Genomic DNA, 20,341 nt, shown 5'->3' on the forward strand with positions numbered 1-20,341 from the left:
CCTCCGCTTTCGCTTGTGTGCAATGGGGATAAGCCTGTGTATAAATCAGCCGGTGAAGATGTTCAGGCTTCGACCTCGCCCGCGGCGGCCGATACGGCCGACGCGGCGCGCGCAGCCGGCTGTTCCCCGCTCCGTCCGCGCGCGCTTCCGGCGCCAGCCTGCCACGCCTGCGCGTACGCGAACGCTTCGTCGACGCGCGCGAACCGCCTTCCGGGAGCCACGAGCCGCTCCCACTCGGGCCTAGCGAGCACCCGGCTCGGCTGCGGCGGGAGCCCGGCGACCAGCACGATGCCGCCGTTATGCGCGAACGGTTTCAGCGCGGCGGCCAGGCAAGCCTCGCCCGTCGCGTCGATGTACGGGACCCGCCCCGCATCCAGGATCAGCACGTCTCTCCCGGCGTCGATCTCCTCCCTGAGCATCCGCTCGAGCCGGTGCGCCGAGCCGAAGAACAGCGCGCCCTCCACCGCCACCGCGCCGATGCGGCCGGTATGCGGTTCCCGGCCGGCCGTCTCCGCCTCCGTCGCCGTCGCTGTTTCCCCAGCCCCCGGCGGCTCCGGGAGCAGCCGTACCGTCGTCATCGCACCGCTCATCCGCACGATGAAGATCAAGCCGGACAACACGAGGCCCGCTTCGACCGCAGTCGTCAGGTCCATCAAGACGGTCAGCAGGAACGTCGCGGCCGGCACGATCGCCTCGAGCCCTCCCGTCTTCAGCAGCCGGGCGAACGCGCGGCGCTCGCTCATGTTCCAGGCGACGACCATTAGAATCGGCGCCATGGCGGCCAGCGGAATGGCGGACGCGTACGGGGCGAGCAGGAACAGCACGAGCAGAACCACGATGCCGTGAATCACGCCGGATAACGGCGAGACCGCGCCGCACTTGATGTTCGTGGCCGTCCGCGCGATCGCGCCCGTCGCGGGGATGCCGCCGAACAGCGGCGCAGCCATGTTCGCGATGCCTTGGCCGATCAGCTCGCGGTTGCTGTTGTGGCGGGTGCCCGCCATGCCGTCGGCGACCACGGCCGACAGCAGCGACTCGATGCCGCCGAGCAGCGCGATGACCAGCGCGGGCCGGATCAATTCCACGATACGGTCGAGCGACAGCGCCGGCCAATGGATCGCGGGCAGGCTGTTCGGTATGGCGCCGTACGCGGTGCCGATCGTGGCGACGTGACCCGGGTAGAACAGCGAAGCGGCGGCCGTGGCGGCAAGCAGGCCCGCCAGCGAGCCGGGCACGCCGGGCAGCAGCCTCGGCGCAAGCAGGATGAACGTCAGGCAGATCCCAGCCGTCAGCAGGCTGTAGCCGCTCGTGTCGCCGAGATGCAGCGCCAGCTCCTTCATGTTGGGGAGGAACGCCTCGTGCTTCTTCAAGTCCCGCAGGCCGAGGAAATTGGCGATTTGCCCGGCGAAGATCGTAACGGCAATCCCCGCCGTGAAGCCGACCGTGACCGGCCGCGGGATGAAAGCGATCCACTTGCCCAGGCGGAGCAGGCCCATGAGCAGCAGCAGCACGCCGGCCATGAAGCCCGCCAGCAGCAGATTCTCGTACCCGTACTGCAGCACGATCGCGAACAGAACCGGCACGAACGCGCCCGTCGGGCCCCCGATTTGAAACCTCGAACCCCCGAACAGCGACACGCAAATCCCGGCGATGATGACGGTGAACAAGCCGTATTCCGGCTTCACGCCCGAAGCGATGGCGAATGCCATGCCGAGCGGAATCGCAACGATCCCGACGATCAGGCCCGCCGTCGCGTCCTGCCGCAGCGAGCGCAGGCCGTAGTTCTGGAATCTGCCGTCCAGCTTCATGAATCACATCTCTTTTCTTTTGAATATTTGGTTATTTGAATATAAGGAAAATGATACGCCCGCGTTTCGCCCCCTGTCAACCGCACTTTTGCCCTGTCCGCCGCCCCTTCGCCGGGAAAACAAAAAAGGCTCGACGGTACGGCGGCCGTGTTGCCCTTTTGCTGGATGCTATTGGTTCTTGATGTTCTCGAGCAGCGATATCGCATTCACCAAATGATTGTCGAAGATCTGCCGCGCGACCTTCAGCAGGTCCTTGATCAGCGGATCCCGCAGCGCATAGATGACGGACGTGCCGTCCTTCGTCCCGACGACGACGTTCTTGCTCCGAAGCACCGCGAGCTGCTGCGAGACCGCCGAGCCTTCGCTTCCGAGCAGCACCTGAATTTCGTTGACGGTCCGGTCGCCCTCCGACAGCACCTCGAGAATTTGGATCCGCAGCGGATGCGCGAGCGCCTTGAAAAAATCGGCCTTGAACTGCTGGACTTCCTGAATCATGGCGCCTCCCCTGCACATTGAAAGTAAGATTACCCCCTATCATATCATATTTAAAGCCCTCTCGCGCATTCAAATGTGGATAACCCCGCCTGTGGATATGTTTATGAGCGCATCGATCGCATGGCTATGAACACTTGGATGTTGTGCACGCTGGGGATAACATTGTGTATAAGTGTATTTACGGGACTTCGTTTTCGGCACTTCGCTTCCGGGCCGGGCCGCCTCTGCATCTGGAAGCCCTCGAACGTGACGCGCGCCACCGTCATGGGGCGTCCCGCCTCCCGCGTCGGTCCCTTGTGCGGGGCATGGCTTTAGGGTTATAATACGACAATAGATTCACTTTGAGTACGTAGGCTTATCCGCGTGCACTAGTGTCCTTTAGGAAACCATCGAGGAGGATTGCGATATGGACGAATGCAAAGCTAACACGGCGCTCGACATTCTCATCGGCAAATGGAAGCCAATTATCCTCTACCATCTCGGCAGGGGCGGCACGATGCGGTTCAGCGAGCTGCAGAAGGCCATTCCGGAAATCACGAAAAAAATGCTGACCTCGCAGCTGCGCGAGCTCGAATTCCACGATATCGTGCACCGCGAGATTTACATGCAAATTCCCCCGAAGGTCGAATACTCCATCACCGAGTACGGCCAGACGCTGTTTCCGATCATCAGTCTCATGCACGACTGGGGCGAGAAACACATCGTCCATCTGGAGGAAAAGTACAGCCGGAAGGGCGCAAGCGCCCTGCAGGAGAACGCGAACTAAACGGCCAAATTCGGCAAGCACAAAAACGCATTGTCTGCGAGTTTGCGACAATGCGTTTTTTTGTTGGTGGATTTGATTTTATGATCATGGCCGTTCAATCCGTCAGTTCCGCCAAGTCGAGCTGACGAACCCGCGCAGGATCGGCGACCATATCGATCTCGGTGATCTTGCCATCCATCATCTGGAGTTCGAGTACGAATAGCAGTTGACCGCGGGGCGCAACGACTACGCCGACGGCTCCATTGACGAGCACCGGCCGTGCGCCCTGGGCGCGGCCGGCGAAGCCTCTGGCCACGGCTTCCGCGCCGCGAACAAGCGGCCATGCTTTGACCGGCGGGAATGCAGGGTCTTGTCGGAGGACAACATCGGGGTCTAATACCGCAAGAAGCTTCTCGAAATCTCCGGAACGCGACGCCGCTAGGAATGCCTCTACGAGCTCCCGCTTTCGCTTGAATGCCTCCGACTCCGCATTCGCCTTCGCCCCCTGAACCCGATGGCGCCCACGGCTTGCCAGCTGCCTTGCCGCAACCTCGCTGCGCCCGATGATCGGGGCGATCTCCGCGAAAGACAAGGCGAAAATATCGTGCAGTACAAATGCGATGCGTTCGGCGGGACTTAAATGGCCAAGGACCATCAGCATCGCCAGACCAACCGAATCAGCCAACAAAGCTTCGTGCTCGGGATCGCTTCCGTCTTGCCGGGCAGCCACCGGCTCGGGAACCGTCACCGGCGCAAGCTCCTCATGGCGTGCTTTGCGCGATCGCAGCATATCCAGACATACCCGGGAGACGATCGTGGTCAGCCAGCCTCCCATATTCTCGACCACGCTGGTATCGGTGCGGCTAAGTCGTATCCATGACTCCTGTACGGCGTCATCCGCATCACTTGACGATCCGAGCATCCGGTACGCCACCGTATGCAGGTGCTTCCGATGCGCCTCGAATTGTTCCACAAGCCCACTAACATCGTTCATACGTCGCCTTCCTTCCTTCATCCCTTTTACTTCATTGTCTTGCGAAGCGCCACAGATGTGACGAGGAAATGCACGAGATCTGAATGCTTTCTCGAACTGCCTATCCTTATAAAAATTTTTCGCCGAATCGGTCACGTTTCCTTGCTGGCTTACGACATCGTTAGTGAGAAGGGAAACCGATTCATGCATAAACAAAGGGAGGAAATCCGAATGACTGTATTTTCGATCGTTCTTCAAAGTTTGTTAGTCGCCTACTATGTGTTTTCAGGCTCCGCAAAGGTCGCAGGAGCCAACTATTGGGCGGAGATCTTCAACAACTTGGGCTTGCCTCGTTGGTTTCGCGTCATCACGGGTCTCGTCCAGTTAATCGGAGCCGCCGTACTCCTAGTGGGCTACTGGGTTGCAGAGGCGGTCGTATGGGGAGGAATTTGGCTTGGCATGGTCATGCTAGCGGCCTGTCTCGCGCATCTCAGGGTCAAGGATTCATTTGCACAAACGGCGCCAGCCCTCGTCTTCACTGCGTTAATCGCTATCCTCGTCCTCACGATTGAAGCTTAACCAATCTTGACACGACGGCAGGCGGTCCTAGATATGCACCCCGTACGGTAGACAGCTGAAATAATAAAACCTGTTATCGTAAGGGGAGCATATCAAATGTAGGCTGCCGTCGTTGCGCTAACGGGCAAATGACCTCAATGAACCATAATCAGATTTCGATTACAATAACCGGCGTTTTTTCATTTATATTAATAGTTTTCCCCGCGATAATAACGCTTCAGTTTTTCTTCCAAATGAACGAGCTGCGCTTCCTTCTCCTCAATATCTTTCAGCAGCTTTTGCTTTTGATCCTCAATCAGTTTGATTCTCTCCGGCAGGGTTGAGGTTCCTTCGTTCACCATATCATAATACTTTTTGATGTCCTCCGCTCATCCCGGTTTCGCGAAGGCATTTGATAAAAACCAGCCAGGTTAGATCATCATCCGTATAAAGACGGTTATTCTGCTCGCTTCGGGCAGCTGGTTTCAACAGTCCCTTTCTTTCGTAAAAGCGGATCGCTCCATTCGATAGACGGTGGCGTGCCCAATTGACAGGTAATATCACGAATCACCGAAGAATTAACGCTAAGCGGTTGCATGTTTCGATCCTGCAGGGCTACATGCTCGATTACATTTGCGAACAAGAAAACAGGAATAGTGAACTTTAAGCAAACCGCTACGGCTTGCACAATCTGCGCCGAAACGGTAACACGACCATTCTTCGCTTGTTGCGGCGCACCAGTATTGTAGCAAGTGATAGACGGTAAATTTTCGAGCTTTGTCCGTGTAATCCATGGCTTGGACAACAAGTGCGACTTCTTCTGGAGTGAAGAAGGATTGTAGGAATCGTGATAGACTTTTTTATGGAGTCGTCACCTTTCGGTTGGTTTGTAGGGGTACAAACATTTTACCGGGTTGACGACTCTTTTTCTACCATTTTGTGGTTAATCAACAGGCCTGAAGCACTACACTACATTAGACTGTCACACGTTGATTAAAGGGCAGAAACGTTCAATAAGAACAATAAGAAAGTATAAGAAGGCTCTCAATCGGCAAGAAAGATTTCCATTTTTTGTTTGAATCCGGATTTACAAGCACCTCTTTATACGTGTCGATTTTGTAATCAATCATCCTTTGCGTCTCCAATAAGCTGTCGATCTCGTTCTGAATTCTATTCTTGTGTTCGATCAGAAGGGAGACTCTCTCGGGGAGCGTGGCTTCACCCCTTTCGTAAAGCTTACGGAAACGCTTCATTTCATCAAGCGTCATTCCGGTCGCTTTGAGTCTCGTTAAAAAGACCATGCCATCCAAATGATGTTTACTGTTCGTTCTGTGTCCGCTTGTTTTGCGGTCGGCATACGGAAGCAAGCCGATTTTCTCGTAATAGCGGATCGTATCTTCCGATAGGCCCGTGAATTCAGCCGCCTGTTTAATTGAGCTTGCGGTTTCGGGAATGTCCATCGCTTTGCCGCACCTCCTGACGTATTACCATGGTATCACGCCATTCTCATCAAAAAAACCGCCGTTCGGTCCATCGCTCGGGAGGGTGGCGAGTTTCACGATGATGGAAGCGCCCTGTTCAACGGTACGATAACCCGTATGCCCATTCAAATCCGTAGCCGTGTACCCTGGATCGGCTGAATTTACCTTGATCGGTGTATCTTTTAATTCTTTGGCAAACAAGACGGTTAGCGCATTGACGGCCGTTTTCGAACTCATGTAGGCGAGCAAATTCAATCCGTATTTTTCGGCATCCGAGTTCGGGGTATTGTACTCGGTCAAGGAAGCCAAGCCGCTTGAAAGGTTTACGATTCTGCCGGCAGGCGATTTTTTAATCAAAGGGAGCATGGCCTTCATGACAGAAAAAGTGCCGAAAACATTTGTCTCGTACGTTTTCCTTAGAACCGTTAATTCCAGTTGGCTGGGAGGAAGAACTCCTTCAAAGCACACGCCAGCGTTATTGATCAGAACATCAAGCGCTCCATACTGATCTTCAATTTGCTCCACTACGGATTGTATGGTATCCAAGTTTGTTAAGTCCAGAGTTATTGCCTTTGCATGTATGTTCTCGGCCGTCAGGGCAGCCGTCGCTTCCCGCCCTCTTGCTTCATCTCTTGAACCGAGCAATATCGTGAATCCTAGCTTGCCCAGTTGCCTAGCAGTTTCAAGGCCGATTCCTTTGTTTCCGCCAGTGATCAAAACGATTTTTGATGTGCTCATGATTATGCCTCCTAAAAGTGATAGTTACTTGACTCACGATCACTCTACAACTTGGAGTTCACTCCAAGTCAAGAGCAACATGCAAGATTAGATTGTTATTGGACTGTTGGGGCGTTAGTTCAATAAAACAGCAGTAGACTAGGAAAATATCGGCTGCCGCCATTAAAGTAACGGGCAGCGCAACTAAAAGTGATTATTATCGTCATAATAATTAGTTAGGAATAAATTTACAGTTTAATTAAGTTGGCTCTTTTAAAGGATGAAAGTACCTCAAGGGTAATTTCGGTAATTATTTGTGGAGGTGTTCGATATGAATGAACCGAAAACCCACTAAACAACATCAACCGAAAATCCGTTGCAATACCGTTCTGAAGGTTATGTAGATGAAAATCTTCGCCAAATGCAGAATATAGAAGGTGGTGGATCTCCTAAGAGAATTCACTTAAATACCTTGCCGCGTCCGTTACGAATTTTTTGGTACATTTTTATGGTGATTATTTTGGGATTTGGACTTTTTGCTTTAGGAATTACAATATTCCGTTGAATGTTTGGTGAAGTTCAACAAAACCGGAATGCAGCTAGCGAGGGAGCTAACGGGTTTCCGCCGCGCTATAAGCCAAGTTGTCCTAGACAGTTTGTTGATGAACTAACTGGATACGACGGCAGCCGGTCAAGGATCACAGCACGAAAAAAGGGAGAAAAAAAGCGAATGAACCTCCGATTGTATAAAATAGCTGCTGCGGTACCGCTATTATTGCTCTTCATTGGTGGACTCGTGGTATGGAAGTACGACTTTCCGAAGTCGATTAATTTGACGTATCCCGCCGTTGAGTTCAGGCCGGGAGACCCCTCGACGGTTGATCGAACAACCGTTACGATCCAAGGAACGTTGCATCGCAAACTGTTCCGTAACCAGCGCTTTACAGGGAGTATTGCAATCGCGAAGTATGAGATAACGAAATCGACCCTGTTCCCGGTTACCTTCTATGAAGATCTTCATGAAGGCTGGAGCAGTCTCACTTACCTGAATGGGAATACAAAAACAGGTGCTATATTGGTTCCATCCTTACTCGGGTTCGGTTCGGTCTGGAAGATTGGAGCATTTGAAAGTGTAAAGCTGCTGCTTACTGAACCGGTTGGGACAGGTCAAGGTATAGGCAAGGATCTAGAGGTGATGGCTCCAGCCACAGATTATGAGAGCGCGCTTGCCCTCGATAAGCTGTATCAAGAACTGAATAAAAAATAAGCTTCGTTATCACCCGACGACAAGGCGGCCTCAGTCCTGTACCCTATCGGACTGAGCCGTTCGTTTTGCTTGTCAGCGTTCATGGTTGTTGCAGCAGACTTTAGAGCGATCGGCTGCCGACTAGAAATTAATCATGCACGATCTTCATTTTTTTCAGCGTTTCCAACGTTAATTGTTTGGCGGTTGCGCCGCTGCCGGCCACATTCGTGGCGAATACCCATTTGTCCTTATCCGTTTCCACGTAGCCGACGTACCAGCCCAGACCCATGTCCGACAGCCTCGTACCCGTCTTGCCATGAACCGTATACGCGTCCTCTTCATCATCGATCATTATCCGCTTGACCGTCTTCATCGTTTGTTTCTGGAAGGGCAGCCTCTCCTCTACCAGCCGTTCTATAAAGTCCGCCTGTTCCTGGGCAGAGATCTTCAAGCTGCTGTTCAGCCAGAATGTATCGATTCCTCCGGATAGGTCACGGTTCCCGTAGCCGATTCGGTTCACGTAATCCTGCATCCGTGCTTGGCCGATATCGCGAGCCATTGCCTGGTAATACCAAATCGCGGATTCCCTCAAAGCCGAAGCGAGCGTGTGATCCTTATTCCAGACCGGGAACTCTCTTACGATCCCGTCCCACCTCTTGACGTCGTATTCGTTGGATACCGCCTTTACTTCCAGCCCGATTAAGGCATTCGGCACTTTAAAGCTGGATTCCGGGGTAAACCGTTCTTTGCTCCTTCCAGGATTATAAAGATATACTTGATTGGTCTTCAGGTTCTTGAGGACCAGCGTCCCTTGGGTGTCATGAAATACATCTTCCAGTGCGAGCTGATGGAAGTTCGGCTTGGCATGAGCTCCTGTGGAGAATCCCAATAAGCATATAACCGTGAAGATTGCAGCGATCATATGCGATAGACGGTTTACTTTTTGTATCCGAAACATTCCTGTATCACTCCTAGTACATCCTTTTTATTCGGGAATGGTTTCGATGGCCATCGAACAGAATCGGTTCCCAACACCAACATGCATGTTGATACTATGAGTCTACTGATGCCGGAACGGCATGTAAATCGCGATATTTACGGATTGTACCTGTACAGATGCAGAAGGAGGAGCACAAATGATCTATGCCGAGGTCATGAAAAATATTGAACGGGAAATCGATTGCGAGGCGTTAAAACCAGGGGTGAAGCTGCCGTCTATCAGATCGCTTGCCAAGCAGTTCGATTGCAGCGTCAACTCCGTTATCAAAGCGTATGCCGAATTAGAAAAGAAGCATAAAATCTATGCCGTCCCCAAGAGCGGCTACTATGTTGTGCAGCGGGCTCCCTCCCGCCGTTCAGGTTCCACGGACGAGGGAATCATCGATTTTCTGTCGGCGGGACCGGACAAAACCGCCATGCCTTACCGGGACTTCCAGCATTGCATCAATCAAGCCATCGAAGTGTATAAAGAGGAAATGTTTACGTATTCGGAGATTCAAGGGCTGTACGCGTTAAGGACGGAGCTGGCCCGTCATCTGCGGGAGCTGCAGGTGTTTACGGTACCCGATCGCATATGCGTCGTATCCGGATCGCAGCAAGCGCTTCATCTCTTCATCTCGCTGCGGTTCCCCAACGGCAAGCGGAATATTTGCGTCGAACAGCCCACGCATATCAGTCTGATCGAATCGATCAAGTATCAGCAGGTTCAGGCCTATGGGATTGAAATTACGTCTAGCGGGTTAGACCTCGAGCGGCTGGAGTATCTGTTCCACCATTGCGACATCAAATTCTTCTACACCGTGACGAGATTTCATAATCCGACCGGCTATAGCTATTCGAACGCGGAAAGACGGAAAATCGTGGAGCTGGCGCAAAAATATGACGTCTATATCATCGAAGACGACTACCTTGGCGATCTCGACCCCGACACGCGTCAAGACCCCATGTTTGCTTATGACCCGTCGGGAAGAGTGATCTATACCAAGAGCTTCTCCAAAGTGATGCTGCCCGGCTTAAGATTAGGGCTCGCGGTGATCCCGGAGTTCATGCGGGACATGTTCTTAACCGCCAAATTCGCTTCGGATCTGCATACGCCGGTTCTTACGCAAGGGGCACTGGAAATTTATTTGAAGAGCGGCATGTTCAAGGCCCACATTCAGCGCATGAGGTCGATCTACAGCAGGAAAGCGGCTTTACTGCAACAGGCCTATCAAGAGAAGCTGCCGCCCTCTGCCGCGTATTCGGGTTCGCTGTCGGGATTCTATTCGACGATCCGGCTCCCGAATCCGCTGAAGGCGAAGACGTTCATTGAGCACCTGAACAAGGATCACGTGCAGGTGGACAACGCCCAAAAGATGTACCTGCCCGAGTTCGAGCAAGATTCGGTCATCCGCCTGAGTGTGTCGCAGGTGGAGGAGGAACGAATCGAAGCCGGGGTCCAAAAAATAGCTGACGCGATGAAGGAGCTGCTCCATACGCCGCCTCAAGTGAAATTTATTTGACGTTCATTCGCGTGCACGCCAACTGCCGGACACGTTAACGGGCAAGAGCGTTGAATCAAGGCTGCAACCTTCGCAAGGATTTCCGCGTCTAATTTCCAATCAATGGATTTTCTAAAAAAAGGGGGGCAGCTTGGTGAAAAGGATGATGATGTATGTGGTACTCTGCAGCTTCAGCTTCTCTTTGTTGATGGGTTGCGGAAAAGAACCCGCCAAGCAGATGTCAGACCAGCAGAGTGAGATGAATGCAATTGGAAATCCAACTGCTCAAGACGTTTTAAGCATGGATGCGAATGCTAATATTTTGATGTATGAAGACACCATCTATCATGCAGGAGTTCCATGGGTAGAGGCGTTACAGTTAACCAAAGACGTACAATTAACTGAAATCCGTCGCCAAAGCAAGGTTGGGACAGACTTTCAAAACGGAACGGCAAATCAGCTGGAAGCGGGAACAAAGATATTCCGTGTCAAAGAGCGAAATGACATCCTGATCGCCGAAACCGAAAAAGGCGACATTCGATTTTATCAACTAGTTGAAGGCTAGCTGAATTAATGACACGAACACGAATAGGCCGCTGTCCGGTCACGACCGGATGGCGGCCTTTTCATGCGCGGGGTTGAGCCGGCGTCATCGCGTTCTTTCGGTCAGATCTGCGTTAAGCACGGGCACGAACAGCGACTAGGCCAGGCGAATACCGCCTGCGTTATGCATTCGCCCGCCGGCGGCGAGATGGCCGCGCACGATGCGCTGCAGGGACGTCTCGGTCTTCGCGTTCGGCAGGTCGGCAAGCGTCGTGCCGAAGCCGAACACCCGCTCCAGCGTCTGCGATTCGTTCGACAGGACCGGCACTAAGTGATAATCGCGCTGGAACCCGGCAATGTTGGACGACTCCGGCAGCAGCGTCCGGAACGCCGGCGCGAGCAGCCACGAATCGCAGACGAACGCGCGGTATGGATGGTCCGGGAAATGCGCCGCCGCGAAGGCCGCGGCCCGCGCGTACGAATCGCGGCACGCTTCGGGGGACAGCCGCTCGCCCTCGGGAACGTGGACATTCAGGACGGGATCGCCCTTCTCCAGCGCGAGCTCCCATTCGTCCGCGTCAAGCCGGACCGTCCTGCGATCCGCCGCGCCGAGCGCGGATATGGAGTGACCCTCATGCCGCGCGCCGTCGAACGCATACGCCGATACCCAGCCGCCCTCGGCGTCGAAGATGCCGCACGTGCCGTCCAGCTGCCCGTCGCTCCGATAGCGCACGCCGCCTTCCGACAGCACGGCGACGTCGCCTGTTGCCCGGCGGCGGAACGCTTTGACCGGGAACGGACTGGCGACGAAGTGGAACTGCAGCCGCCCCAGCCGGAACAGCTCCCCCCTCATATGTTGATGAAGCCAGCCGAGCTCGCTCAGTCCCCAGCGCCCGTGACGGCCCCGATGCACGCGCATCCAGATGACAAGATCGTGTACCGTGTCGACGAGCACCTCGTGCGGCCAGCCGCGCGCGGCATAGCGTGCCGCGAGCAGCGGAATCGCGCCCGCGTAGACGACCGCCGCCAGCAGCGCGCCGTCCGCGCCGAACGCGAGCAGCTCCCGGTTCACCTCGTCCGGCGGCCGGACAGCGTCCTCGAACAAAGCCCGCCGGAACCTGCCCGCCGCTACCGCCAGCTCATCGCCGGCGCGGACCGCCTCCGCCGCGTCCCGCAGCGCGTCCGCGATATCCGCCGGCAACCGCGCCGCCTCGCAAATCGCCGCCATGCCCCCCTGCGACAAAAAATCCTCCATGACGCTCGCCATCTCTTCGCCTCTCCCCTTATCGGCTCGGGAGCCGTACCTCCGGCTCGCCGGCCCGAATCTTCTAACACCTGGTCCCACTATAACAAGCACGGCGAAGCGCCGGCAAGCCGCAATGGTCCGGGAATCCCCGGCCCGGAGCCGCGACAAAAAGCCTTCGCCCCCGATAAGGGGTGAAGGCTTCGACGCTAGCCGGCTTCGACGCTAGCCGGCTGCTGGCAGCCGCCGCCGGCTCCTTACGCCGTGCCGACCGCGGCGCCAGTGTCATCCTGCGGATACAGCCGCTTGGAGATCCACGTCTGCGCGATCATGACCAGGCCGCCGACGCTCCAATAGAGCGGCAGCGCGGCGGGCGCCGTGAACGAGAACACGCCCATCATGACCGGGGACAGGTACAGGAGCAGGCCCATGCCCTTCGCGCCGTTCATCGGCGGCTGGGCGGCCTGCGCCAAGCGCGCCTGAATCAGGTAGATGCCCGCGGCCACGAAAGGCAGGACCGGGTCCGGGCTTCCAAGCTGGAACCATAGGAACGTATGATGCGCCAGCTCCGGATTCGACCGGATCGCGAAGTAGAGGCCGGACAATATCGGAATTTGCAGCAGCATCGGCAGGCAGCCGGCGTTCAGCGGGCTGTAGCCGTGCTTGGCGTAGACCGCCATCGTTTCTTCGGTTTGCTTGCGCTGCTTGTCGGGGGCGGCGCTAGCGGCGTATTTGCGCTTGACGGCCTCGAGCTCCGGCTGCATGGCGGCCAGCTTCCGCCGCATGGCCTGCTGGCGCTTGTACTGGTTGACCATGAACGGCATGAGCGCGAGCCGGACCAAGACGGTGATCGCGACGAGCGCGAGGCCGAAGTTGCCGTCGAACCAGCCCGCGAAATGGTCGATCAGCCAAGTGAACGGCGAGACGAAATAATCATGGAATACCGCGATTTGCGCGTACGTACTGGACATCGTGAACATCCTCCCTGTTGATGGTGTGCGTCTATCGTCATCAACAGGGTCGTGCACGGGGATGAATCATCGTCGGGCGCTTCCTTGCGTTTGGTCAGCCGGACAAGCCGCAGGCTCGGGACCGGCGCTGCGATCGCCGGCAGCTTGGGCAGCGCCGGACCGCCCGCCGTCTCGCGGTACGCGGTCCAGCCCTTCGCCGCCGATGCCGGAACCGCGAATAGGCACAGGTAGGCCAGCGATACGAGCGTGCAGATGGAAATCGCGTACAGCAGCGCGTCATGAAGCTCGAACAATGAGGATCACCCCCTTCGGTGCAGTGCTTATTCGTCCATTGTAGTCCCATTCGCCGCGCGCGGCATCGGTCGCGGGACGGACGGCGTCGAGTCGCCGGGAATCAAGATTTGGAAGCGTGCACAACATCTGGAGGCCGGAACAGGGGCGTTCGCCGTGCTTCCCGCAGCCGCCTGGCAACCTTGCCTGCGTCCGCGTGACTCCCCCATATTTGACTAAGCATCGGCAATGCAAAAAGGCGCCGCAACGGCGCCTTAATCGTCTTCCTCTTCCGTCTCGGCGGCTTCGTACGTGCACCGGAACCGCTCCGTTCCGGGATATTTCTCGCCGAGGCTGACCACCGTGAAGCGGCTGCTCCGGTAGAAGTCCGCGGCGTCCTCGTCGGTCTCGGCCACGAGCGCCGTCGGATTCTCCAACGCCAGCAGCTCCAGGATCATCCCTCTGCCGTAGCCCTTGTACCGTTCCTCCGGCGTCACCGAGATATGATCGATCTCGATCGTGCCGCCGTCGATCCGATGGTAGCCGATGAGGCCGATGATGTCGCCCTCCGATTCGTAGCCGAGCAGCGTATGCCCGGAGCCATTGCGGTAAAGCTCGACCGCCCGCCGGAGATGCTCCGGATCGGGGAAGACCGACCATTCCAGCAGCTCGCGGATGGCCTCCTCGTCCAGCCGCGATGCGATGTTCACTAACATGCGTAAGACCGCCTTTGCTTGGTTTCTCTGGGCCATTATAGCATAATCGTCCGGCGCTTCGCTTATTGGGCGGACGGCCGCCTGATCGCGTCGATGATCCACGCGCCGTCCGGCCGCGCGAGACGGAATTCGAGCCGGTACGTACGCCCGCCGTCCTTGGCGTAGGCGACGCTCGCGGTCGCGTCCGTCTGGCCGCCGCCCTCGATCCGAATGTCGAAGAGGTCCTCCGCGAGCGGAGCCGAGCCGCTGAACGCCTCCAGCCAAGGGCCGCCGACGAGGTCCGTCTGCGCCTTCGGACAGGATGGGCACAGCGCCTCCAGCCGCTGATCCGCCTCAGGGGCGTCCTCGAAGCCGGCCAGCGCCTTCAAGGACATATACTGCCGCACGACGCCCTCGGCATCCGCCGGGTAATCCGGGAGCGCCACGATCGTGCCCGTGTGCACGAAAGCGCCGCGCTGCAGGGAGTACGTGCGCGTCACGTCGTAGAACAGCACGTCGTAGCTGGTCCGGCGCTGCACGTAGCCGTCGTAATCGCCGTTCTGGTCCGCGTCGATCAAGGCATCCTCGCCGACGCCGCTCGGGGAAGCGCTGCTCACGAGCCGGATCGGCTTCTTGCCCGGAAGGGCGATCAATTCGAAGCCTTCCAGCGAGACGCCGTTCGTCAGCTTGGTCTCCACGACGGGCGATTTCCGGTCCGACAGCCGCACGAGCTCGACCTCGTAGACGCCGTAGCCGGTGCCTTCCGCCAGATTGCCTCCGAGCTGCGCAACGCCGCGTTCCCCTTGCTCCAGCACGTAGATTGCGCTGTACAACCCGTCCTCGTCCCGGGCGTTGTTCTTCACGCCCAGCACCGCTTCCGATGCGCCGTCCCCGTTCAGGTCCGTCTCCACGAAGAAGCCGATCTCGCTCCCGCTAGGCAGCGGATGGCGGTCCGCCATGAAGTCGAGGTAGGCCTGCGGCAACTTCGGCCCGGCCTGCGACGCATCCGCCGCGGCTTCCGGGTAGTCGACGCCGTTGACCTTCACCCCGGTCACCGCCTTCGCGGCGCGATCGCATGCGATCTCGACCGTCACGCCATCCTGCCCGTTCACGAGCTTGAAGTCCTGATACCCGTTCACGCGGGCAAGCTCCCGCAGCGTGCGCCACAGCGACGCATGGTCCGCCAGATCCTTATCGCCGGGATAGCCGACGTAATAGGCCGAGTAGCTCGCGTCCAGCGTCAGCTCGACCTTGGTGACGAAGAACGGCGCGTCCTGCAGCATTGCCTTGGCCGGATGGTCCCAGCCGGCGATGTCGGTGATCGTCCGCGTCCCGTCGGCCGCGACGCCGATCGCGCCGCTGCCTTCCGCCGGTCCGGACGGCTCGCCGCCCGGGCCGGCGAGAGCATTCGGCCGGGCATCGGCATCGCCGGTTCCCGCGCCGCCCGCTCCGGCTTCCTTATCGGCCGGCGCCTTCGCGCCGCCGTCCGCCCCGGCGCCGGGATCGTTCGCGCCGCTGCAAGCGGCGAGCAGCAAATGGGCACCCAACAGTCCAAGCAGCGGTACAATTCGCCATCGAAATATTCGCATAGATCCCCCCGGCGCTTTTTGCCTCATTATACCATGCGGCGGCGCGCCCCCGCGGCCTTTCGGGTCCCCGCTGGCAAAAAAAAGTTCCGGGGCGGCGGCCCCGGAGCTTGCTTCAACGACGGCGGACAACGCCGGCAGGGAGTGCGCCTGCTACCTTGCCAGGCTGCGCATACCGAGCTGCGCGTGTCGAGCCCCGCATGCCGGGCTGCGCGTGCCGCGGCGCCGGACCGCTTCCGGACGTTCTAGACGGAATCCAGCACGAGCACCCAATCGCTGCCCCTTCCCGACTGCGGCGGCAGGAACGTCGTTTCGCCCGCGTTCGGGAACCGGCCGATCGCCGTCGTCGCGCCCGTGCGCGGATCGAACCAGGAGGCGGCGACTTCCTCGCCGGCGATCCGGCCCATGACTACGCGCAGCGCGAGCCCGTTCGGGGTATACAGGAACGCGTGCCGCTCGCCCCTCGCAGCGACCGCGTAGTTGGCACCTTCTTCGTTCGCGGCGAGCAAGCCTTGGTCCGGTACCCGCTCCAGCATCGGGCGGGACTCCGCGAGCGCGCGCACATGCCGCATCTGCGCCGCGCCGGGCCGCAGGATGGCCTGCTGCCATGTCATGATGAACGTGCTTCCCGGCTCCGCGTTCATCGACCAGACGCAGTGATGCCCGTACGTGATGCCGAGCCCGCCGGCCAGCACGGCGTAATACGCGGCCCTGCGCACGTCCGCCTCGTCGAAATAGCCGTTCACGGATTTGAAGCCCCGCGGATGGTCCTCATAGCAGGGCTCCGCCTCGAGCGCCGGCTTGACCGGCGTCCGCGCGTAGTCGGCCGCCACGAGCTTGTAGTTGGTTTGCTCGCCGAGGCCATGGCCGGATTGAATCATGTTGAAGTCGAGCCACGGCTCGTCATGCACATGGTGGGAGGAAGAGTGTCCGCCCATCGGGTGGAACGTCCGCAGATGGCGGCCGCCGTCGCCTGCCGCAAGCCCTTCGGCCATGGCGTTCACGATCTCGAAATGGCGCCGCTTCGTCAGCGCCCGGTCGCCGCCGAGCACCCAGATCACGTTCGGCCGGTCGCGGTAGCGCTCGCCGAGCCAGCGGCCGTACGTCCGGGCATTGTCCTGCGTGAAGACCTCCGGTCCCTTGCCCCAGGCGATATGGTACTTGTCCCCCCAAGTCGGCAGCAGCGCGATATAGAGGCCGAGCTCCGCCGCCTGGTCCACGACGTAATCGACATGATCCCAATACGAATAGCCCCCGGGCTCCGCGGCCGTATCGGGCGCCGACGGATCGTAAGCGCCGTCCGCCGATCGGAGCAGCGGCACCCTCCCGTACGCGTTGGGCTTCGTCAAGCCTTCGAATTCCGCCAGGCCGACGGCTTGAACGACCGTGTAGCCCCGCTCCGCGCGATTGCGCAAATAATGGGCCGCTTCCTCCCGCGTGGTCCGGTGGAACAGCTCCCACGCCGTATCGCCGAGCCAGAAGAACGGCGCGCCGTCCTCCGTCACGAGATAACGCCGGTTCTCGCTGACCTTCAATCCCGGCAAAGCCGCATTCGTCGACATTCGCTTCCCCTCCGCGCATCTAATAGGGTTCAATCCTGCCCAAGCCGTTTCACTTCGCAATATAGCACAGCATGAAAGCGCTGTCTATGCATAATGGAAGCGTCCTATCCAATTCGCCCGCGCCTGTCCGCCGGGCGCGAAAAGCCCCGGGCGCCGAAGACGCCCGGGACTTTTTGAAGGCTTCCGGTTATTATTTGCCCGCGGACGTGAACGCGTACACGTTGCCGTCGAACGCGCCGACGACCAGCGTGTTGCCGGTAATCGCCGGCGAGGACGCCACCCAGGCGCCGAGCTTGTACGACCACTGGACCTGCCCGTTCTGCTTGTCAAGCGCGTACAGCTTGCCGTCGTTGGACCCGATGTACACCGTGCCGCCGGACACGGCCGGGGACGAGATGATGCCGCCGCCCGTCGGCGTGCTCCACAGCTTCCCGCCCGTCTCCGCCGAGACGGCCTCTACGCTGCCGTTCGGGAAGCCCATGTATACGATGCCGTCCGCCACCGCCGGCGAGGATCCCGTCGTGTCGCCGGCGATATAGGACGTGCCAGCGCTCTTGTACCGCCACAGCTCCGTGCCCGTCTCTTCGTCGAGCGCGACGAGCAGCCCGCCGCCGTACGCCATGTACACTTTGCCGTCCGCCACCGCCGGCATGGCGTGCATCCAGCCGCCCGCCGGCTGTTTGCGCCACAGCTCCGTGCCGTCCTTCGCATTCAGCGCGATCAGATAACCGCCGTCCGCGCCGACGAATACCTTGCCGTCCTTGACGGCCGGCGAGCTTTCGACGATCCAGCCGCCTGCCAGCTTGGCGGTCCAGAGCGTCGTGCCCGTCTTCGCGTCCAACGCCATCAGTTCGCCTCCGGCCTGCGAGCTGTACGCCTGATAGACGACGCCGTCCGCAACCGTCGGCGAATAGTACATCCACGCCCGATTGACGTCGGCCTGCCCGATCGTCTTCTCCCACAGCTTCTTGCCCTTCTTGGCGTCGAGCGCATACAGCGTGCCGCGAATCGAGGAGGCGTAGACGATGCCGTTCTCGACGGCCGGGGAAGACTGAATCTGCGCGTCCGGCTTGAAGCTCCACTTCTTGTCGCCGGTCTGCAAGTCCAGCGCCAGAACGCTGTTCTGCTCCGTGCCGTTCTCGTCGCGCGTGCCGATATAGACGCTGCCGCCCACGACGGCCGGCGACGACGTCAGGATCGTGCCCTCCGTCAGGCGGCTCCAGGCCAGCTGGAGATCCGGCGCCAGCGCGTCGATCGCCTCGCCGGTATGCTGGGCGTTGCCGTGAAACATCGGCCAGTCCGCGCCTTGCGCCGGCACGTCGGCCGCCGCGCTCGCCTTGACGAGCGTGAAGGAGCTGCTCTCGGACCAGGTCTGCCGGCCGTCGTCCGTGACGCGAACCTCGATCGTATGCGTGCCGAGCTTCTCCTTGCCGGCCTTCCACTCCGCCGACCAGGTCATCTCGCCGCTGCTTTTCAGCGAATGCCACGCGCCGCCGTCGATCCGGTACTTCGCTTCCGTCACCCGGCTCGTCGTGTTGTAGGCGTTGGCTTGGATCGCGACCTTGCCCTGCGGCACGCGGCTTCCTGGGGCAGGGTTGACGATGACCAGGTTTTTATCGACGCCGTACATTTTGTAAGGGTGGGTTTCCTGGCCGCCCTTGAACGACACGACGCGGAAGCCGTTCGGCGTCTGATCGATCGTGTAGGAGCTGGAGTTCGTGACGACGTGATTCGCGGATGGGATCGTATCGGTCGCGACGTCGTTCACGTGCGTATGCCCCATCAAGACGAGACGGGTATTGTACTGCCCCAGCAAATCGATGTATTTCTTCGCTTCGGCCGCGTCCGGCGTCTGCGGATTGTTGAAGGGACGATGCGTGATCACGACGATCTCCTGCTTCTTGCCGGTCAGCTTCAGATCCGCCTTCAACCAATTCAGCTGATCCGCTTCCCGCATGCCCAGGTTATTTTCCAGCACGATGAAGTGCTTGCCGGCGTAGTCGTACGAGTACCATTCCGGCCCCAGGTACGTGCGGTACCGGTCGATGCGGGCCGAGAAATCCGCCCCGCCGGTGAAGTCGTGGTTGCCGACGGCCGGGTACACCGGCAGCTTGGACGTCGCCGTGCTTGCCAGAAAGTCGCTGAATTCGCCGTCCGATGCGCCGTTCGTGATATCGCCGCTGATCGTAATGAACGCCGGCGAGCCGGTAAGCGCGTTCAGCTGCGCCAGCTGCCCGGTGAACCGCTCGCGGTTGTTCGTCGTTCCGGCTTGCACGTGCACGTCGGCGATGCCGGCGAATTCGAAGTTCGGATTGCGCGACTCCGGCGCCGGCTCGAGCGCGAAGTTCGCCTCGCGGGTCTCGTTCAACTGCAGCTGCCCGAGGTTTTGATAAAATTGCGGAATCTGGTAGGGGTTCGTCTTCGTCTTGTACCCGGTCGGCACGGTGACGAACACGATATCCGTCGCCCGCCGATCCGGGTTGACCGACAGCGAGTACCGGCCGCGCTGGTCCGTCGTCGCGATCGACAAGCCGTCGGAGACGCGAACGCCCGCAAGCCCCTTCTCGTTCGGTTCCTGCTTGCCGTTGCCATTCTTATCGGTGAAAACGACGCCGTTCACCGTCGCATCCGGCGTGTCCGCCATCGCCGGCTTGATGACGGCGAGCAGCGCCAAACCGGCCATGGAGGCCGTGGCGGCGAGCTGCAGCTTCTTCTTGCCGCGTTGAACGTTTCGTGCGAAAGACATAATTAGTTCCTCCTCGTGGGTTTGTGCCGGGCCGGCTGAGGCCCAGCTTGATTTCATATCGAACCTCGCAAGCAAACGTGACGACCGATGGGCATCCCTCCCACTATAATTTAATGTTTTCTCACGTTTTCTCACTCGTTCTTAGATTTTCAACCATCCACCATTTCGAGAGATGGAGAAAGCATGTAGCTGTGACATATTTTTCTGTAGGTGCCGGTTGCG

General features: G+C 58.6%; 21 protein-coding genes. 5 read left to right on the forward strand and 16 right to left on the reverse strand.

The genetic code is table 11. The features are described from left to right. Positions 1–62: 62 nt before the first annotated feature. Complete coding sequence (locus ACFPB1_RS21870) at positions 63–1,808, reverse strand: SulP family inorganic anion transporter (protein ID WP_379228236.1); 1,746 nt, start codon at positions 1,806–1,808, stop codon at positions 63–65. A 168-nt stretch (positions 1,809–1,976) separates the two neighbouring features. Beyond that, the gene (locus ACFPB1_RS21875) at positions 1,977–2,303 is read right to left on the reverse strand and encodes an ArsR/SmtB family transcription factor (protein WP_379228237.1); all 327 of its coding nucleotides are present in this window, start codon (positions 2,301–2,303) and stop codon (positions 1,977–1,979) included. Positions 2,304–2,709: 406 nt separating this feature from the next. Here ACFPB1_RS21875 and ACFPB1_RS21880 point away from each other — a divergent pair, with 406 nt between their 5' ends. Further along, positions 2,710–3,069 carry a winged helix-turn-helix transcriptional regulator gene (locus tag ACFPB1_RS21880; protein WP_379228238.1) on the forward strand — a complete coding sequence of 120 codons (360 nt, stop codon included), beginning with the start codon at positions 2,710–2,712 and terminating at the stop codon, positions 3,067–3,069. 94 nt (positions 3,070–3,163) lie between these two features. Here ACFPB1_RS21880 and ACFPB1_RS21885 read toward each other — a convergent pair whose 3' ends face one another. Further along, entirely contained in the window at positions 3,164–4,042 is an 879-nt protein-coding gene (locus ACFPB1_RS21885; RefSeq protein ID WP_379228256.1) for a sigma-70 family RNA polymerase sigma factor, read from the reverse strand. A 210-nt stretch (positions 4,043–4,252) separates the two neighbouring features. Here ACFPB1_RS21885 and ACFPB1_RS21890 point away from each other — a divergent pair, with 210 nt between their 5' ends. After that, the gene (locus tag ACFPB1_RS21890) at positions 4,253–4,600 is read left to right on the forward strand and encodes a DoxX family protein (RefSeq protein WP_379228239.1); all 348 of its coding nucleotides are present in this window, start codon (positions 4,253–4,255) and stop codon (positions 4,598–4,600) included. A 188-nt stretch (positions 4,601–4,788) separates the two neighbouring features. On the opposite strand, the gene ACFPB1_RS21895 is transcribed toward ACFPB1_RS21890, so the two are convergent. The 5 genes from ACFPB1_RS21895 to ACFPB1_RS21915 form a co-directional block, all read right to left on the reverse strand. Beyond that, the gene (locus ACFPB1_RS21895; protein ID WP_379228240.1) at positions 4,789–4,941 is read right to left on the reverse strand and encodes a hypothetical protein; all 153 of its coding nucleotides are present in this window, start codon (positions 4,939–4,941) and stop codon (positions 4,789–4,791) included. 1 nt (position 4,942) lies between these two features. Further along, a complete protein-coding gene (locus tag ACFPB1_RS21900; protein WP_379228257.1) occupies positions 4,943–5,095 on the reverse strand; it encodes a MerR family transcriptional regulator in 153 nt (50 codons plus the stop codon). After that, positions 5,037–5,384, reverse strand: a complete 348-nt coding sequence (locus tag ACFPB1_RS21905) for a hypothetical protein (protein ID WP_379228258.1) — start codon at positions 5,382–5,384, stop codon at positions 5,037–5,039. Before ACFPB1_RS21905 ends, ACFPB1_RS21900 begins: the two co-directional genes overlap by 59 nt. A gap of 205 nt (positions 5,385–5,589) precedes the next feature. After that, on the reverse strand, positions 5,590–6,039 hold the full coding sequence (locus ACFPB1_RS21910; protein WP_379228241.1) for a MerR family transcriptional regulator: 450 nt from the start codon (positions 6,037–6,039) through the stop codon (positions 5,590–5,592). Positions 6,040–6,063: 24 nt separating this feature from the next. After that, complete coding sequence (locus ACFPB1_RS21915; RefSeq protein ID WP_379228242.1) at positions 6,064–6,798, reverse strand: SDR family oxidoreductase; 735 nt, start codon at positions 6,796–6,798, stop codon at positions 6,064–6,066. Positions 6,799–7,507: 709 nt separating this feature from the next. Here ACFPB1_RS21915 and ACFPB1_RS21920 point away from each other — a divergent pair. Beyond that, the gene (locus ACFPB1_RS21920) at positions 7,508–8,044 is read left to right on the forward strand and encodes a hypothetical protein (RefSeq protein WP_379228243.1); all 537 of its coding nucleotides are present in this window, start codon (positions 7,508–7,510) and stop codon (positions 8,042–8,044) included. 127 nt (positions 8,045–8,171) lie between these two features. Here ACFPB1_RS21920 and blaOXA read toward each other — a convergent pair whose 3' ends face one another. Then, positions 8,172–8,981: a class D beta-lactamase gene (blaOXA, locus tag ACFPB1_RS21925; RefSeq protein ID WP_379228244.1), complete on the reverse strand. Its 810-nt coding sequence runs from the start codon at positions 8,979–8,981 to the stop codon at positions 8,172–8,174. Positions 8,982–9,159: 178 nt separating this feature from the next. Between blaOXA and ACFPB1_RS21930 the strand changes: the two genes are divergently transcribed. Beyond that, positions 9,160–10,524, forward strand: coding sequence for a PLP-dependent aminotransferase family protein (locus tag ACFPB1_RS21930; protein ID WP_379228245.1), 1,365 nt, complete (start codon positions 9,160–9,162; stop codon positions 10,522–10,524). A 133-nt stretch (positions 10,525–10,657) separates the two neighbouring features. After that, complete coding sequence (locus ACFPB1_RS21935; RefSeq protein WP_379228246.1) at positions 10,658–11,068, forward strand: hypothetical protein; 411 nt, start codon at positions 10,658–10,660, stop codon at positions 11,066–11,068. A 135-nt stretch (positions 11,069–11,203) separates the two neighbouring features. Here the strand turns inward: ACFPB1_RS21935 and ACFPB1_RS21940 are convergent, their stop codons facing one another. From ACFPB1_RS21940 to ACFPB1_RS21970, 7 genes are all read right to left on the reverse strand, one after another. Beyond that, complete coding sequence (locus tag ACFPB1_RS21940) at positions 11,204–12,313, reverse strand: acyltransferase domain-containing protein (RefSeq protein ID WP_379228247.1); 1,110 nt, start codon at positions 12,311–12,313, stop codon at positions 11,204–11,206. 233 nt (positions 12,314–12,546) lie between these two features. After that, positions 12,547–13,260 (reverse strand): membrane protein insertase YidC, encoded by a 714-nt coding sequence (gene yidC / locus ACFPB1_RS21945; RefSeq protein ID WP_379228248.1) that lies wholly within the window; start codon positions 13,258–13,260, stop codon positions 12,547–12,549. Next, a complete protein-coding gene (locus tag ACFPB1_RS21950; protein WP_379228249.1) occupies positions 13,194–13,553 on the reverse strand; it encodes a hypothetical protein in 360 nt (119 codons plus the stop codon). Before ACFPB1_RS21950 ends, yidC begins: the two co-directional genes overlap by 67 nt. A gap of 252 nt (positions 13,554–13,805) precedes the next feature. Further along, complete coding sequence (locus ACFPB1_RS21955) at positions 13,806–14,246, reverse strand: GNAT family N-acetyltransferase (protein ID WP_379228251.1); 441 nt, start codon at positions 14,244–14,246, stop codon at positions 13,806–13,808. Positions 14,247–14,308: 62 nt separating this feature from the next. Continuing rightward, positions 14,309–15,814 carry a hypothetical protein gene (locus ACFPB1_RS21960; RefSeq protein WP_379228252.1) on the reverse strand — a complete coding sequence of 502 codons (1,506 nt, stop codon included), beginning with the start codon at positions 15,812–15,814 and terminating at the stop codon, positions 14,309–14,311. A 242-nt stretch (positions 15,815–16,056) separates the two neighbouring features. Then, a complete protein-coding gene (locus tag ACFPB1_RS21965; protein ID WP_379228253.1) occupies positions 16,057–17,373 on the reverse strand; it encodes a glycoside hydrolase family 140 protein in 1,317 nt (438 codons plus the stop codon). 190 nt (positions 17,374–17,563) lie between these two features. Next, complete coding sequence (locus tag ACFPB1_RS21970; RefSeq protein WP_379228254.1) at positions 17,564–20,119, reverse strand: PQQ-binding-like beta-propeller repeat protein; 2,556 nt, start codon at positions 20,117–20,119, stop codon at positions 17,564–17,566. Between the last annotated feature and the right edge of the window lie 222 nt (positions 20,120–20,341).

Source organism: Paenibacillus sp. GCM10023250 (assembly GCF_042653205.1).
Lineage (GTDB): Bacteria > Bacillota > Bacilli > Paenibacillales > Paenibacillaceae > Paenibacillus_Z.